Origin of the sequence: Streptomyces sp. NPDC029216, assembly GCF_040648015.1 — a bacterium.
GTDB lineage: Bacteria > Actinomycetota > Actinomycetes > Streptomycetales > Streptomycetaceae > Streptomyces.
On sequence record NZ_JBEZWL010000173.1, the window covers coordinates 1 to 14,288 of the forward strand.

The 14,288-nt window shown below is 73.8% G+C and carries 13 protein-coding genes; 5 read left to right on the plus strand and 8 right to left on the minus strand.

The annotated features are described in order from the left end of the window. On the minus strand, positions 1-1,159 hold a 1,159-nt coding region (mycP, locus tag AB0F18_RS34720; protein ID WP_362068040.1), incomplete at its 3' end, for a type VII secretion-associated serine protease mycosin. Continuing rightward, positions 1,156-1,953, minus strand: a complete 798-nt coding sequence (locus tag AB0F18_RS34725) for a hypothetical protein (RefSeq protein WP_362068043.1) — start codon at positions 1,951-1,953, stop codon at positions 1,156-1,158. The genes mycP and AB0F18_RS34725, both read right to left, overlap by 4 nt. A gap of 252 nt (positions 1,954-2,205) precedes the next feature. On the opposite strand from AB0F18_RS34725, the gene AB0F18_RS34730 reads away from it, so the two are divergent. Beyond that, entirely contained in the window at positions 2,206-3,399 is a 1,194-nt protein-coding gene (locus AB0F18_RS34730) for an amino acid deaminase/aldolase (protein ID WP_362068046.1), read from the plus strand. Positions 3,400-3,429: 30 nt separating this feature from the next. Here the strand turns inward: AB0F18_RS34730 and AB0F18_RS34735 are convergent, their stop codons facing one another. The 4 genes from AB0F18_RS34735 to AB0F18_RS34750 form a co-directional block, all read right to left on the minus strand. Then, positions 3,430-4,710, minus strand: a complete 1,281-nt coding sequence (locus AB0F18_RS34735) for a haloacid dehalogenase-like hydrolase (RefSeq protein WP_362068049.1) — start codon at positions 4,708-4,710, stop codon at positions 3,430-3,432. Between the two features lie 101 nt (positions 4,711-4,811). After that, positions 4,812-5,606 carry a 3-oxoacyl-ACP reductase gene (locus AB0F18_RS34740; protein ID WP_362068052.1) on the minus strand — a complete coding sequence of 265 codons (795 nt, stop codon included), beginning with the start codon at positions 5,604-5,606 and terminating at the stop codon, positions 4,812-4,814. Positions 5,607-5,612: 6 nt separating this feature from the next. Continuing rightward, the gene (locus AB0F18_RS34745) at positions 5,613-6,992 is read right to left on the minus strand and encodes an aldehyde dehydrogenase family protein (RefSeq protein ID WP_362068055.1); all 1,380 of its coding nucleotides are present in this window, start codon (positions 6,990-6,992) and stop codon (positions 5,613-5,615) included. A gap of 31 nt (positions 6,993-7,023) precedes the next feature. Continuing rightward, complete coding sequence (locus AB0F18_RS34750) at positions 7,024-8,388, minus strand: glutamine synthetase family protein (RefSeq protein ID WP_362068057.1); 1,365 nt, start codon at positions 8,386-8,388, stop codon at positions 7,024-7,026. 77 nt (positions 8,389-8,465) lie between these two features. Between AB0F18_RS34750 and AB0F18_RS34755 the strand changes: the two genes are divergently transcribed. From AB0F18_RS34755 to AB0F18_RS34765, 3 genes are all read left to right on the plus strand, one after another. Next, positions 8,466-9,212, plus strand: a complete 747-nt coding sequence (locus AB0F18_RS34755) for an FCD domain-containing protein (RefSeq protein WP_362068060.1) — start codon at positions 8,466-8,468, stop codon at positions 9,210-9,212. Positions 9,213-9,320: 108 nt separating this feature from the next. Next, the gene (gene eat / locus AB0F18_RS34760; RefSeq protein WP_362068063.1) at positions 9,321-10,778 is read left to right on the plus strand and encodes an ethanolamine permease; all 1,458 of its coding nucleotides are present in this window, start codon (positions 9,321-9,323) and stop codon (positions 10,776-10,778) included. A 54-nt stretch (positions 10,779-10,832) separates the two neighbouring features. Then, positions 10,833-11,540 (plus strand): gamma-glutamyl-gamma-aminobutyrate hydrolase family protein, encoded by a 708-nt coding sequence (locus AB0F18_RS34765; protein WP_362068065.1) that lies wholly within the window; start codon positions 10,833-10,835, stop codon positions 11,538-11,540. Between the two features lie 78 nt (positions 11,541-11,618). Here AB0F18_RS34765 and AB0F18_RS34770 read toward each other — a convergent pair whose 3' ends face one another. Beyond that, positions 11,619-11,966 (minus strand): hypothetical protein, encoded by a 348-nt coding sequence (locus AB0F18_RS34770; protein WP_362068068.1) that lies wholly within the window; start codon positions 11,964-11,966, stop codon positions 11,619-11,621. A gap of 110 nt (positions 11,967-12,076) precedes the next feature. Then, positions 12,077-13,000 carry a LysR family transcriptional regulator gene (locus AB0F18_RS34775; protein ID WP_362068071.1) on the minus strand — a complete coding sequence of 308 codons (924 nt, stop codon included), beginning with the start codon at positions 12,998-13,000 and terminating at the stop codon, positions 12,077-12,079. Positions 13,001-13,071: 71 nt separating this feature from the next. On the opposite strand from AB0F18_RS34775, the gene AB0F18_RS34780 reads away from it, so the two are divergent. Next, positions 13,072-14,199, plus strand: a complete 1,128-nt coding sequence (locus tag AB0F18_RS34780) for a TDT family transporter (RefSeq protein ID WP_362068074.1) — start codon at positions 13,072-13,074, stop codon at positions 14,197-14,199. Positions 14,200-14,288 lie beyond the last annotated feature (89 nt).

Below are 14,288 nucleotides of genomic sequence, written 5' to 3' on the forward strand. Positions count from 1 at the left end.
CTCCTCGCCCCCACCCTCCTCGCCCACGGCACCCCCGAGCAGCAGGCCCGTTTCCGAAGAAGCGCCCCCCGGCCGGGACCGCGGCGGGGACCGGCGCCTCGGGGCGCAGCGCCCCGGCGGCCTGGAGGGCGGCGACCGGGTCCACCGTGCCGTGGCCCCGGGCGTCGTCGCGGCCACCGGCCGGGCGGGCGGTGGCCGTGTCCTCCAGCAGCTTCTTGACCTGCGCCGGGGACAGGCCGGGGTGGGCCGCCTTGACGAGGGCCACGGCGCCGGACACGAAGGCCGCGGCGGCGCTGGTCCCCCAGCCCTCGTAGTAGGCCCGGTCCGGGTCGGCGATGACCACGTCGACGCCGGGGGCGCTGACGGTGGCGTACCAGTGGCGGGTGGAGAAGGGGGCCTTGCGGCCCTGGCGGTCCACGGCGGCGACGGCGATGACGCCGGGGTAGGCGGCCGGGTAGGAGGTGTGGTCGCCGCGTTCGCCGCCGTTGCCGGCGGAGGCGACGACGACCACGCCCTTGCCGAGGGCGTACTGGACGGCCTCGTCCTCGGCGGGCTCGTGGTGGGCGGAGTCGCTGTCGTCGCCGAGCGACATGTTGATCACGTCGGCGCCGTGGTCGGCGGCCCAGCGGATGCCTTCGGCGAGGGCTCCGGACTTGCTGTCGCGGGCCTTGGCGCGGCCCGGGTCGCCCTCCTCCAGGATCACGCGGACGGGGAGGATCTTCGCGTGGGGCGCCATCCCCAGGACCCCCTGCGAGCGGTCGGGGCCGTGGCCGTGGCCGGCGATGAGGCCGGCCATCGCCGTGCCGTGACGGGCCCAGGCGCGGTCGCCCCGGCCGGCTCCCATGCCGACGAGGTCGGCGCCGTCGAGGACCTGGCCGTCGAGGTCGGGGTGGCCGGCGTCGACGCCGGTGTCGAGGACGGCGACGGTGACCCCGTCACCCTGGGTGATCCCCCAGGCCTCCTCGGCCCGCAGGGCCAGCAGCCCCCACTGACGGTCGCGGATGGTATCGGCGGCGGCGGCCGGCGCGGCGACGACGGCAAGCAGCGCGGCGAGGACGGCGGTGGCACCGGCACGGAGGGGGGCCCTGCACGGGGCCGCCCCGAGCGCCGCGGGGGTGGCCTCCGGCCTCTTCGGGGGGCGCGGGGCGGGCGGGGTCATCGGGAGGCCTCCTGGCGCCGCGGCTGGGGGTGGGTGGCGGCGGGCGGGGTGACGAGGGCGCCGAGGGAGTGCTCCGTCCGGGTCGCGAGGGCCTTGGCCTCGTGGCCCAGGCCCGCTTCGGCGACCGTCCCGGTGGCACCCGGGCGGGCCGCCTCCTCGGCCGGGACCGGGGCGTCCATGGCACGGCCGTCGGCGAAGGCGGAGACGGCGTAGACGACGGCGGGTGCCTCGGCGGCGACGGTGGCCGTCCAGGCGGCGCGGCGGGAGTCGGCGTACTCGTAGGCGGGCGGGACGGGCAGGCGGCCGCGCAGGCCGTCCATGGTCCCGGCGTCGGCGGGGGTGAAGACCAGGCCGACGGTGATCAGGGAACTGCGGGTGGAGTCCGTGTAGGTGGCGCGGAGCACGCGGGTGCAGCCGGTGGCCGCGAGCGCGGCCCGCCAGTCGGCGGGGAGCGCGGCGGCGCAGTCGGCGTCGGGGGCGAGGGCGATCCTGGTCCAGGTGCGGTGCGCGCCGCCGGGGCCGGCCTCGGGGCCGTCGACCACGGGCGGCAACAGGCCGTCCACCGGGGCCTCGTGCCAGAGGGACGCCGCCTTGCGGTATGCGGCGTCGGGGGGCAGGGGGCGGTGGTCGGCGCGGTACCGGCTCCACGTGGTGGCGGCGCCGCCGGCGAGGAGGGCGGAGCCGAGGAGGGCGGCGAGGACGGCGGTGGTGGCGCGGGCGGGGTGGCGGCGCGGCGGGGGCGGGGGGTGTCCGGGGTCGCCGAGGACCTCGGTCCGTGGTGTCGTCGTGGTCATCCGGCGGCTCCGCCCCCCGTTCCGTACGGCTGCCTGCCCGTACTCTACGGGGGCTGCGGGGGTGCCCGGCGCTGTGCGGTGCCGCTGCGCGGAGCCACTCCCCGCCCCGCCCTTCCCCCGTGGCTCCGCCCCGGACCCCCGCGCCTCAAACGCCGGCGGGGCTGGATGGTCCCCCGGCCACCCCGACCCCGCACAATGCCCGGCCAGGGCAAGGGGTACCCGGCGGTACGTGTGTCTGGCAAGCTGCCGGGCATGACTTCGGACCGGGCAAGGTACGACCGGGCGACCGCGCTTCTCGACGCGCCCCTGGCCATTGTTGATCTGGACGCCTTCGACGCCAACGCCGATGACCTGGTGCGGCGCGCCGCCGGCAAGCCGGTCCGGGTCGCGAGCAAATCCGTACGCTGCCGGGCGCTCCTCGAACGCGTGCTGGCCCGCCCCGGGTTCGCCGGGATCATGGCGTACACCCTGGCGGAGTCCCTGTGGCTGGCCCGGTCCGGGTTCGAGGACGTGCTGCTCGCCTATCCGTCCGCCGACCGGGCCGGCTTCGCGGAGTTGGCGGGTGACGCGAAGCTCGCCTCCGCCGTGACCGTGATGGTCGACGACCCCGCGCAGATCGAGCTCATCGATCGGGCGCGCGGCGGCGGCGCCGAGGAGGTGCGGGTCTGTCTGGAGATGGACACCGCCCTGCAGTTGCTCGGCGGCCGCGTACGCGTCGGGGCGCGGCGGTCGCCGTTGCGGGAGCCCGGGCAGCTGGCGGAGCTGGCGCGGGCCGTGAGCCGGCGGCCGGGGTTCCGCGTGGTGGGGCTGATGGCGTACGAGGGGCACGTGGCCGGCGTCGGGGACGCCCTGGCCGGCCGGCCGGTGCGTTCGCGGATGATCCGGCTGATGCAGGGCGCGGCCCGCAAGGAGCTGGCGGCGCGGCGGGCCGAGGTGGTGCGGGCCGTGCGGTCGGTGGTGCCGGACCTGGAGTTCGTCAACGGCGGCGGTACCGGGAGCGTGGCCGAGACGGCCGCCGAGGAGGCCGTGACGGAGATCGCGGCCGGGTCGGGGCTGTACGTGCCGCGGCTGTTCGACAACTACACGTCGTTCCGGGGGCGTCCGGCCGCGCTGTTCGCGCAGCCGGTGGTGCGCCGGCCGGGGGTGGGGGTGGTGACCGTGCTGGGCGGTGGCTATCCGGCCTCGGGTGCGGCGGGGGCCGACCGGCTTCCGGTGCCGTACCTGCCGGCGGGGCTGCGCTACGACCCGCAGGAGGGGGCCGGCGAGGTGCAGACGCCGCTGCTCGGGAGCCCGGCCGACGACCTGCTGATCGGCGACCGGGTCTGGTTCCGGCACGCGAAGGCCGGGGAGCTGTGCGAGCGGTTCGACACCCTGCACCTGGTGGAGGGGGACCGGGTGACGGCGTCCGTCCCGACGTACCGGGGCGAGGGGCTGACCTTCCTCTAGAAGACCGCGTCCGCTGGAAGGCCGTGTCCGCTAGAAGACCGTGTCCGTCTGGTCGGGGATGACGCTGGTGTCGGCCCGGCGGACGGGCCCGGCGGTGCCGTCGTGGTCGGTGTAGCCGGTGGTGGAGCAGGGGTAGGGGCCGGTCTTCTGCTTCTTGGGCTCGATGAACATCGGGTTCACGATCCACTTGCCGTCGCTGTTGTCGTAGGCGCGGCACATGAGTTCGTTCTTGTTGCGGTTGACCACCAGCCGCAGGGCGGTGGCGTCGCGCAGGAAGGTGACGTCGGTGTCGGAGTCGCCGGCGGCGAAGACCTGGCGGCGGGCGGCCGGCTGGACCTTCTCGGCGGCCGGTCCCCGGACGCCGAAGACCTCCTGGTTGATCCAGCAGCGCTTGCCGTCCACGTACGTGATCATCGTGTCGGCGCCGTCGGGGACGGTTCCGCAGCCCTGGAGGTGGGTGGTGAGCCGGCCGTCGCGGGTGGTGTTGCGGATGCCGATGACGTGGTCGGCCCCGACGCCGACCCCCTGGGCCCAGACCTCGACGACGGGCTGCGGGGAGGCGGAGCTGATCCAGACGTCGAAGCCGGCGCGCCGGAGGTTCTCGATGAGGTCGCGCTGCTGGTCGTAGTAGCGGACCCAGCCGGTTGCGGTGCCGGTGCCGACCTGCTGCTTGGTGCCGATGGGGGCGGCGAGGTTCTCGGTGCGGGCGGCGGCCGCGAAGCCGCGGACCTGGCCGGCGGTCCAGCCCTGCATGAGCTGCGGCAGCCAGGCGTAGGCGGGCTCGATGGTGCGGTGGTCCCAGCCGGCGAAGGCGGCGGCGCCGGTGCGGGTGGCGGAGGTGCCGTAGACGGAGTTGAGCTCGTCGGCGCAGGCCGCGCCCTCGGGGGTGCCGGTGGGCAGGGGGGCGCCGGGGCGGGCGAGGGGGCCGCAGGCGGTGGTGAGGGCCTGGGCGGCGGCCGGGGTGAGGTAGCGGCTGGTGGTCTTCCAGTCGGCGGGCTGGCGGATCTTGCCGTTGCGCAGGAGCCAGAACATGGTGGCGTCGCCGACGTCGTTCTTGACGACGGTGTTGTCCCAGTCGAAGACGGCGACGGGCTTGGCGCGGCCGGGGCGGTAGGGGTTGCAGCTGCCGTACTGGTCGATGAGCTGCTGGAGCCGGGCCTGGTTGTCCCCGTACCAGCCGGCGGCGAGCTTCGGGGTGGTGCAGGTGGGGTGGGCGGCCTGGGCGGGGCCGGCCGCGGTGAGGGTTCCGGCGGCTATCGCGGCGGCGGCGGCCGCGGCCTGGAGCCTGCGCCTGGTGCTGGGTCGGGTCACGGGGTGGTCGCTCCTTCTGAAGATCGTCGCGGACGGTAGAGCACGACAGCCGGGCGTCGTGCGACGCCCGGCTGTCGGGAGGGTGAGGCGGGGGTGAACGTTTAGAGCGGCGTCACGTAGGCACCGGAGATGCCGCCGTCCACCAGGAAGTCGGTGGCGTTGATGAAGGAGGAGTCGTCGCTGGCGAGGAAGGCGACGGCGGCGGCGATCTCGGTGGGTTCGGCGAACCGGCCGAGCGGGATGTGCACGAGGCGGCGGGCGGCCCGCTCGGGGTCCTTGGCGAACAGCTCCTGGAGCAGCGGGGTGTTGACGGGTCCCGGGCAGAGGGCGTTGACGCGGATGCCCTCGCGGGCGAACTGGACGCCGAGTTCGCGGGACATGGCGAGGACGCCGCCCTTGGAGGCGGTGTAGGAGATCTGGGAGGTGGCGGCGCCCATGATGGCGACGAAGGAGGCGGTGTTGATGATGGAGCCGCGGCCCTGGCGCTGCATGTAGGGGAGGGCGGCCTTGCAGCAGAGGTAGACGGAGGTGAGGTTGACGTCCTGGACGCGGCGCCAGGCGTCGAGCTCGGTGGTGAGGATGGAGTCGTCGTCGGGGGGCGAGATGCCGGCGTTGTTGAAGGCGATGTCGACGGAGCCGTAGGTGTCGAAGGCCGTCTTGAAGAGGGCGTCGACCTGCTCCTTGTCGGTGACGTCGACCTGGACGAAGGTGCCGCCGACCTCCTCGGCGGCGGCCTTGCCGGCGAGGGGGTCGATGTCGGCGCAGACGATGTTGGCGCCCTCGGAGGCCAGGCGGCGGGCGGTGGCGAGGCCGATGCCGCTGCCGGCTCCGGTGATGACGGCGGTGCGGCCGATCAGGCGGCGGCAGACGATCTCTTCGTTGGTCTGACTGGACATGGGTTCTCAGGCCTCCGTGCTGATGAAGACGTTCTTGGTCTCGGTGAATGCGGTGAGGGCGTCGGGTCCGAGCTCGCGGCCGAGTCCGGACTGCTTGTATCCGCCGAAGGGGGTCCAGTAGCGGACGCTGCTGTGGGAGTTGACGGAGAGGTTGCCGGCCTGGACGGCGCGGGAGACTCGCAGGGCGCGGCCGACGTCGCGGGTCCAGAGGGAGCCGGAGAGGCCGTACTCGGTCGCGTTGGCGAGGCGTACGGCGTCCTCCTCGTCCTCGAAGGGGAGGATGACGGCGACGGGCCCGAAGACCTCCTCGGCGGCGACGGGCGCGGTGGGGTCGACGTCCGTGACGAGGGTCGGCGGGTACCAGAAGCCGGGGCCTTCGGGGACGGTGCCGCGGATGGTCTTGAGGTCGTCGGTGACGTACGCGCGGACGCGCTCCAGCTGGGCGGCGGAGATGAGCGGGCCCATCTGGGTCTTCTCGTCGAGGGGGTCGCCGACGGTCACCGAGGTGAGGGCGGGGGTGACGAGGTCGAGGAAGCGGTCGTAGACGGAGCGCTGGACGAGGATCCGGGTGCGGGCGCAGCAGTCCTGGCCGGTGTTGTCGAGGTAGGCCATGGGGGCGGCGGCGGCCGCGGTGTCGAGGTCGGCGTCGGCGAAGACGATGTTGGGGCTCTTGCCGCCGAGTTCGAGGGTGACCCGCTTCACCCGGTCGGCGCACTTGGACATGATCTGCTTGCCGACGCGGGTGGAGCCGGTGAAGACGATCTTCGCGACGCCGGGGTGTTCGACGAGGGCGTCGCCGGTGACCGCTCCGTGGCCGGGGAGCACCTGGAAGAGGTGTTCGGGGATCCCGGCTTCGAGGGCGAGTTCGGCGAGGCGCAGGGCGGTGAGGGGGGTGGTCTCGGCGGGCTTGAGGATGACGGCGTTGCCGGCGGCGAGGGCGGGTGCCAGGCCCCAGGCGGCGATCGGCATGGGGAAGTTCCAGGGGGCGATCACGCCGATGACGCCGAGGGGTTCGAGGAAGGTGACGTCGATGCCTCCCGCGACGGGGATCTGGCGGCCGGAGAGGCGCTCGACGCCGCCGGCGGCGAAGTCGAGGAGGTCGCGGACGTTGCCCGCCTCCCAGCGGGCGTTGCCGATGGTGTGGCCGGCTTCGCGGACCTCCAGCCGGGCCAGCTCCTCAAGGTGTCCGTCGACGACCGCGGCGAACCGGCGCAGGATCCGGGCCCGGTCGGCGGGGGCCGCGGCGGCCCAGCCGCGCTGGGCGGCCGCGGCGCGTGCGACGGCGGCGTCGACATCGTCCCGTGTGGCGGCCGGGACGGTGGCGACGAGTTCCTCGGTGGCCGGGTTGAGCACCCTCAGGTGGGAGGGGTCCAGCGCTTCGGACACGTGATGCCTTTCTGGGTGGGTGCGGGAGGGGTCACAGGCGTTCGAAGGAGCGGCGGCGTTCCCAGTCGGTGACGGCGGAGTCGTAGGCGTCGAGTTCGACGCGGGCCATGTTGAGGTAGTGGGCGACGACCTCGGGGCCGAAGGCGGCCTTGGCGATCTCGCTGTTCTCCCAGAGTTCCGCGGCCTCGCGCAGGGTGGCGGGGACGTGGGCGAAGTCGGCGGTGTAGGCGTTGCCGGCGCAGGCCTCGGGCAGTTCGAGGCGGTTCTCGACGCCGTAGAGTCCGGCCGCGACCAGGCCGGCGACGGCGAGGTAGGGGTTGACGTCGCCGCCGGGGAGGCGGTTCTCGAAGCGCATGGAGCGGCCGTGGCCGACCACGCGCAGGGCGCAGGTCCGGTTGTCGACGCCCCAGGCGACGGCGGTGGGGGCGAAGGATCCCGGCCGGAAACGCTTGTACGAGTTGATGTTGGGGGCGTAGAGAAGGGAGAAGTCGCGCAGCGCCGCCAGCTGGCCGGCCAGGAAGTGCCGCATCAGCGGTGACATGCCTCCCGGTCCGTCTCCGGCCATGGCGTTGCGTCCGTCGGCGTCGGTGAGCGAGAGGTGGATGTGACAGGAGTTGCCCTCGCGCTCGTCGAACTTGGCCATGAAGGTGAGCGAGACGCCTTCCTGGGAGGCGATCTCCTTGGCGCCGGTCTTGTAGACGGAGTGCTGGTCGCAGGTGGTGAGCGCCTCGTCGTAGCGGAAGGCGATCTCGTGCTGGCCGAGGTTGCACTCGCCCTTGGCGGACTCGACGGTCAGGCCGGCGGCCTGCATCTCGTTGCGGATGCGGCGCAGCAGGGGTTCGATGCGGCCGGTGCCGAGGACGGAGTAGTCGATGTTGTACTGGTTGGCGGGGGTCAGGCCGCGGTAGTCGGTGTTCCAGGCCTGTTCGTAGGTGTCCTGGAAGACCATGAACTCCAGCTCGGTGCCGACCATGGCGGTGTAGCCGTGTTCGGCGAGGCGTTCGAGCTGGCGGCGCAGGATCTGGCGGGGTGCGGCGACGACGGGAGCGCCGTCGTGCCAGGCGAGGTCCGCGAGGACGAAGGCGCTGCCGGGGTTCCAGGGGATGCGGCGGAGGGTGGCGAGGTCGGGGTGCATGGCGAAGTCCCCGTAGCCCCGGTCCCAGGAGGACATCTCGTAGCCGTCGACGGTGTTCATGTCGGTGTCGACGGCGAGGAGGTAGTTGCAGCCCTCGGTGCCGTGGTCGAGGACCTCGTCCAGGAAGAACTGTGCGGCGAACCGCTTGCCCTGAAGACGTCCCTGCATGTCGGGGAAGGCCAGGACGACTGTGTCGATCTCACCGCTGGCGACGAGGGCGCGGAGCTCCTCGGGCGCGAGCGGCGGCTTGCGGTCTACCACTGGAATCTCTCCTTCGGTGAGCCGAGGAGGCCTAAGGTATTGAACACAACCATTGCTTGGGAAGGGGAGGAGCCGAGATGACCGACACGGCGGGCGACGGGGGCGCGATCGCGCGGCTGAATCCCGTGCTGCGGCAGGTGCGGGCGGGCAACGGTTTCGAGGAGGCGCTCGAACAGATCCTCCAGGTGGTCCGGCTGGGTCTGGTGCCGGGCGGGGAACGGCTGCCGCCCGAGCGGGAGTTGGCGGAGCGGATGGGCATCAGCCGGGTGACGCTGCGCGAGGTGCTGAAGGTGCTCCAGGACCAGGGCCTGGTCGAGGCCCGGCGCGGCCGGTACGGCGGAACGTTCGTGCTGGCCCGGCCCGACACCCCGGCCGGCGCTGCCGAGGAGGAGCTGCGGCGGCGCGTGGCGGGGGTGGACATCGAGGACGTGCTGCGCTTCCGCGAGGTGCTGGAGGTGGGCGCCGCCGGGCTGTGCGCCGCGCAGGGGCTCTCCGAGGAGGGCTCCGAACGGCTGCTGGGCGCACTGGCCGCCACGCACGACGCCCCGCTGTCCGAGTACCGCCGCCAGGACACCCTGTTCCACCTGACGCTGTGTGAACTGGCCGGCTCGGCCAGCCTGACGGCCCAGTACGCGGCCGTCCGGGCCCGGGTCAACGACCTGCTGGACTGCATCCCGCTGCTGGTGCGCAACCTGGAGCACTCGCAGCAGCAGCACAGCGCCCTGGTGGAGGCGGTGCTGGAGCGGGACGCCGAGGGGGCGCGGGCGGTGATGCGCGAGCACTGCTGCGGTACGGCGGCCCTGCTGCGCGGCTTCCTGGCGTGAGACGGGTGAGGTTCTTGTTACTTCCGTTTAACGCAGGGGTCTTGCGCGCTCCACGTCCTTGACGCAAAGGTACGCAGCGGAACCATTCCCCCTGGGGTAGGAGCGCACATGGCCGAAGACCTTTCCACCGCGCCCGCATCACCCGGCGTCGGGGACGCCGACGCCGAGTACCTCCGGCGGCGGACCCTGCGCCGTGGCAGCGCCGGCTGGCTGCTGCTGACCGGCCTCGGCGTCGCCTACGTCGTCTCCGGGGACTTCTCCGGCTGGAACGTGGGCCTGTCCAAGGGCGGCTTCGGCGGCCTCGCCATCGCCACGGTGCTCATGGGCGCCATGTACGCCTGCCTGGTCTTCTCCCTCGCCGAGCTGTCCACCATCCTCCCCACGGCGGGCGGCGGTTACGGCTTCGCCCGCCGCGCGCTGGGCCCCTGGGGCGGCTTCCTCACCGGTACCGCCATCCTCATCGAGTACGTCCTGGCCCCGGCGGCGATCGTCATCTTCATCGGCGACTACGTCGAATCCCTGGGCCTGTTCGGGCTGACCTCCAGCTGGCCGGTCTACCTCGGCTGCTTCGTGATCTTCATCGGCGTCCACCTGTGGGGCGTGGGCGAGGCCCTGCGCTTCAGCCTCATCGTCACCGCCGTCGCCGTCGCCGCCCTGCTCATCTTCGCGGTCGGCGCGCTCACCGACTTCGACGCGGGCTCGCTGGACGACATCCCCGTGGACACCGGCGCGTTCGGCTCGGGCTCCTGGCTGCCCTTCGGCGTCCTCGGCATCTGGGCCGCGTTCCCGTTCGGGATGTGGTTCTTCCTCGGCGTCGAGGGCGTGCCGCTCGCCGCGGAGGAGGCCAAGGACCCGGTCCGCTCCATGCCGAGGGCGCTCGCCATCTCCATGGGCGTCCTCGCCCTCCTCGCCCTGGTCACCTTCTTCGCCGCCACCGGCGCCCAGGGCGCCGACGCCGTGAAGTCCGCCGGAAACCCCCTGGTCGTGGCCCTGGAGGGGGACGGTGGTCCGACCGCGCTGAGCCGCTTCGTCAACTACGCCGGACTGGCGGGCCTGGTCGCCTCCTTCTTCTCCCTCATCTACGCCGGCTCGCGCCAGCTGTTCGCCCTCTCCCGCGCCGGGTACCTGCCGCGCTTCCTGTCGCTCACCTCGAAGCGCAAGGCCCCGTACCTCGGACTGGTGATCCCCGGCGCGATCGGCTTCGCCCTCGCGGCGGCCACCGGCGACGGGGCGCGGATGCTGAACGTCGCCGTCTTCGGGGCCACCATCTCCTACGCCCTGATGGCCCTGTCGCACATCGTGCTGCGCCGCCGCGAACCCGGCCTGGAGCGGCCGTACCGCACCCCCGGCGGGGTCCTGACCTCGTCCGTCGCCTTCGTGCTCGCCCTGTCCGCGCTGGTGGCCACCTTCCTGGTCGACGTCGACGCGGCGCTCATCGCCCTCGCCGTGTACGCCGTCGCCCTGGCCTACTTCGCCTTCTACAGCCGCCACAGGCTGGTGGCCTCGGCACCCGAGGAAGAGTTCGCCGCGCTTGCGGAAGCCGAGGCGGAGTTGACCCGCGACTGAAATCCTTACCCCGCATCCTGCTCCGCTGTCCGGCACCACCCTGGAGGTAGCACCGTGCCCAGGCCGCTCATCGGCATCACGACCTATGTGGAGGAGTCCACCCGCTACGGGGTATGGGACCTCCCCACGTCCCTCGTCCCGTCCGGTTACTACGAGCTGGTCCAGGCGGCGGGCGGCGCGGCCGTCCTGCTGCCGCCGGACGAATCGGAGCGGGCGGCGGAGGTGCTGGGCCGGCTGGACGGGCTCATCGTCTCCGGCGGCCCGGACGTGGACCCCATCCGGTACGGGGCCCCGCGCGACCCCCGTACGGGTGCCCCCGCGACGGTCCGCGACGAGTGGGAACTGGCGCTGATCCGGGCCGCCCTGACGGGCGGAATGCCCGTGCTCGGCATCTGCCGGGGCATGCAGGCGCTGAACGTGGCCCTGGGCGGCACGCTGATCCAGCACATCGACGGCCACGTCGACACCCCGGGCGTCACCTCCTGGCACCCCGTCACCCCGGTACCCGGCACCCGCTACGCGGAGCTGGTCCCGGAGGTCGCGGAGGTCCCGACGTACCACCACCAGGCGGTGGACCGCCTCGGCCGGGGGCTGGTCGTGTCGGCGTACGCCGAGGACGGCACGGTCGAGGCCGTCGAGGACCCCGACCGGTCGAAGTGGGTCGTGGGCGTGCAGTGGCACCCCGAACGCGACAAGGACACCCGGGTGATGGCCTCCTTCATCGAGGCGGCCGCCGCCCTCCGGGCGGTACCGGTCTCCTGACGCGGCGCGGGCCACGCCGGGCGTCCCCGCGCGTGGCCCGTCCGGCTCCCGCCCGCGAGGCACCGCTGTGAGGGCGGCTCAGCTGAAGGCGACCGACCTGAGCTTCAGCCGCTCCGATCCACGGCCCGTGAGCGGCCGCAGCGTGAACCAGTCGCCCTCACAGTCCGGTTCGGTGAACACCGTCGCCGTCGAGGTGGTCCGGTTGCGCGGCGAGTGGGCCGGCTCGCTGGCGTGCGCGTCGGCCACCTCGGGCAGGGTGACGCACTCGCCGCTCGGGGGGTCGAGCAGGAACCCGACGTGCGACGTCCCGTCGAGGCCGACCCAGGTGTACTGGAACTCGCCCACGGCGGCGGAGGCCGACGTCGGAACGGCCAGCAGGAGCGTGAAGGCGCCGAAGGCGGCGACGGCGGCATGGCGAAGACGCATCAGGGGATCCCCTCGGGAGAGCGAAAGCTGCGGGAGCCACCTTTCCAACGCACGCCGCCCCGGGTCACCGCGCGCCCGTCGCCGAAACGATCCGCCCTCGCCCGATCGGCCTACGCGCGCCTCCGCGTCAGGGACAGCAGGTCGCGGGCCGGGCCCGCCGGGCGGGTGCCCGTCGGCCAGACGGCGCGCAGGGCGCGGGCGAGGTCGGCACCCGTCACCGGGACTTCCACGAGGCGGCGGGACGCCAGCTCGTCCACCAGCGCCAGCTCCGACAGGACGCACGGCCCCGCCCCACTCACCGCCGCCCCCTTGACGGCGGTCGTCGAGGCCAGCTCCAGCAGCGGCTGGGCCAGCCCCCCGGACGGGGCCAGCGCGGCGTCCAGGACCTGCCGCGTCCCCGACCCCCGCTCGCGCAGGATCAGCGCAGCCGCCGCCAGCTCGGCCGGCTCCACCCCGCGCGAGCGCCGCGCCCAGGGATGCGTCGGGGCCACCGCCACCACCAGGCGGTCCTGCGCGATGACGGCCGAGTCCAGCCCGTCCGGGACCGCCGGCCCCTCGACGAACCCCAGGTCGGCCTCGTGCGCGAGGACCCGCTGGGCCACGTCCGCCGAGTTCCCGGCGTGCAGCGAGACCGCCGTCCCCGGCCGCTCCCCGCGCAGCGCAATCAGCCACCCGGGCAGCAGGTACTCGGCGATGGTCATACTGGCCGCCACCCGCAGCCGCGAGTCCCGCCGCCCGCGCAGCGCCTGCGCGCCCGCGTCGAAGGCCTCGGCCGCCTCCACCACCCGGCGGGCCCAGTCCGTGACCAGCGCGCCCTCCGCCGTCAGCGTCGAGCCGCGCGGCGAACGGTCCACCAGGGCAACGCCCAGCCGGGTCTCCATCGCCCGGATCCGGCTGCTCGCCGCCGGCTGCGTGATGCCCAGCCGGCGCGCCGCACCGCTCAGGCTGCCGACCCGCGCCACCGTGAGCAGCAGCTCCAGCGCGCCCAGGTCCGGCACGCGGTGTGCGAGCGGAACCGACTCCTCGTTACCCATAACATCAGTTTATGGCCTTATAGATGTGCGGCCTCTGCCGTACGGCCCCCGGGCGGCGGGACGCTGGACCCATGGCCACCACCGCCTCCGTGCACCTCCGAACCACCTCCCCCGCAGCTCCCCGGGCCCACAAGGCGCCGCGGCTGCGGGACCTCGGCCCCAACTGGTACGCCTCGATCATGGGCACGGCGATCATCGCCAACGCCGGAGCCACCCTCCCGTACCAGCTCCCCGGCCAGCGCGCCGTCTGCGCGTCCCTCTGGGCGCTGTCCGCCACGGCCCTCGCCGTCCTGCTGGCCGCCCGCGCCCTGCACTGGCGCCACCACGGCGACCAGGCCCGCGCGCACCTCCTCGACCCCGCCGTGGCCCCCTTCTACGGGTGCCTGTCGATGGCCCTGCTGGCCGTGGGCGCCGGCACGCTCATCGTCGGCAAGGACCTGATCGGCGAGGGCCCGGCCGTCGCCGTCGACGCCGTGCTGTTCACCGCCGGTACCGCCGTCGGACTGCTGATGGCGGTGGTGGTCCCCTATCTGATGGTGGTCCGCCACAAGGTCGAGGCCTCGCAGGCCAGCCCCGTCTGGCTGCTGCCCGTGGTCGCCCCCATGGTCTCGGCGGCCGTGGGCCCCCTGCTCGTCCCCCACCTGCCCGCGGGCCAGCCCCGCGAGGCCCTGCTGCTGGCCTGCTACGCGATGTTCGGGATCAGCCTGCTGGCGGTCCTGCTGCTGCTCCCCCTGGTCTTCGGGCGACTGATCACCCACGGCCCCCTGCCCCTGGCGCTGACCCCCGCCCTGTTCCTGGTCCTGGGCCCCCTCGGCCAGTCGACCACCGCCGTCAACCAGCTCGCCGACGTGGCGCCCGGCGCCATCGACGCCCCCTACGCCGGAGCGCTCGGCGCCTTCGCCGTCGTCTACGGGGTGCCCGTGATGGGCTTCGCCCTGCTCTGGCTGGCCCTGGCCGCGTCCATGCTGGTCCGGGCCGCCCGGAACGGGATGGGCTTCGCGATGACCTGGTGGGCGCTGACCTTCCCCGTCGGCACCTGCGTGACCGGCGCCGCCGGGCTGGCCCGGCACACCGGACTGGACGCCTTCGCCTGGCTGGCCGCCGCCCTGTTCCTGGGCCTGGTCACCGCCTGGGTGCTCGCCGCCGGGCACACCCTGCGCGGCCTGCTCACCGGCCGCCTCCTGCCCGCCGTCAGCTAGGGTCTGTCGTCAAAGTCCCGTCTGCCCCGCGACGCCTGGCACGCACTCTCGCCGCACCGGGCGCAAGACCGAGTACGCCCAGTACGAGG

Excerpts from the sequence above, each read along its gene's own strand:
- AB0F18_RS34725 (WP_362068043.1), bottom strand. The coding sequence starts at position 1,953 with ATGACCACGACGACACCACGGACCGAGGTCCTCGGCGACCCCGGACAC.
- AB0F18_RS34730 (WP_362068046.1), top strand. The coding sequence starts at position 2,206 with ATGACTTCGGACCGGGCAAGGTACGACCGGGCGACCGCGCTTCTCGAC.
- AB0F18_RS34740 (WP_362068052.1), bottom strand. The coding sequence starts at position 5,606 with ATGTCCAGTCAGACCAACGAAGAGATCGTCTGCCGCCGCCTGATCGGC.
- AB0F18_RS34755 (WP_362068060.1), top strand. The coding sequence starts at position 8,466 with ATGACCGACACGGCGGGCGACGGGGGCGCGATCGCGCGGCTGAATCCC.
- eat (WP_362068063.1), top strand. The coding sequence starts at position 9,321 with ATGGCCGAAGACCTTTCCACCGCGCCCGCATCACCCGGCGTCGGGGAC.
- AB0F18_RS34770 (WP_362068068.1), bottom strand. The coding sequence starts at position 11,966 with ATGCGTCTTCGCCATGCCGCCGTCGCCGCCTTCGGCGCCTTCACGCTC.
- AB0F18_RS34775 (WP_362068071.1), bottom strand. The coding sequence starts at position 13,000 with ATGGGTAACGAGGAGTCGGTTCCGCTCGCACACCGCGTGCCGGACCTG.
- AB0F18_RS34780 (WP_362068074.1), top strand. The coding sequence starts at position 13,072 with ATGGCCACCACCGCCTCCGTGCACCTCCGAACCACCTCCCCCGCAGCT.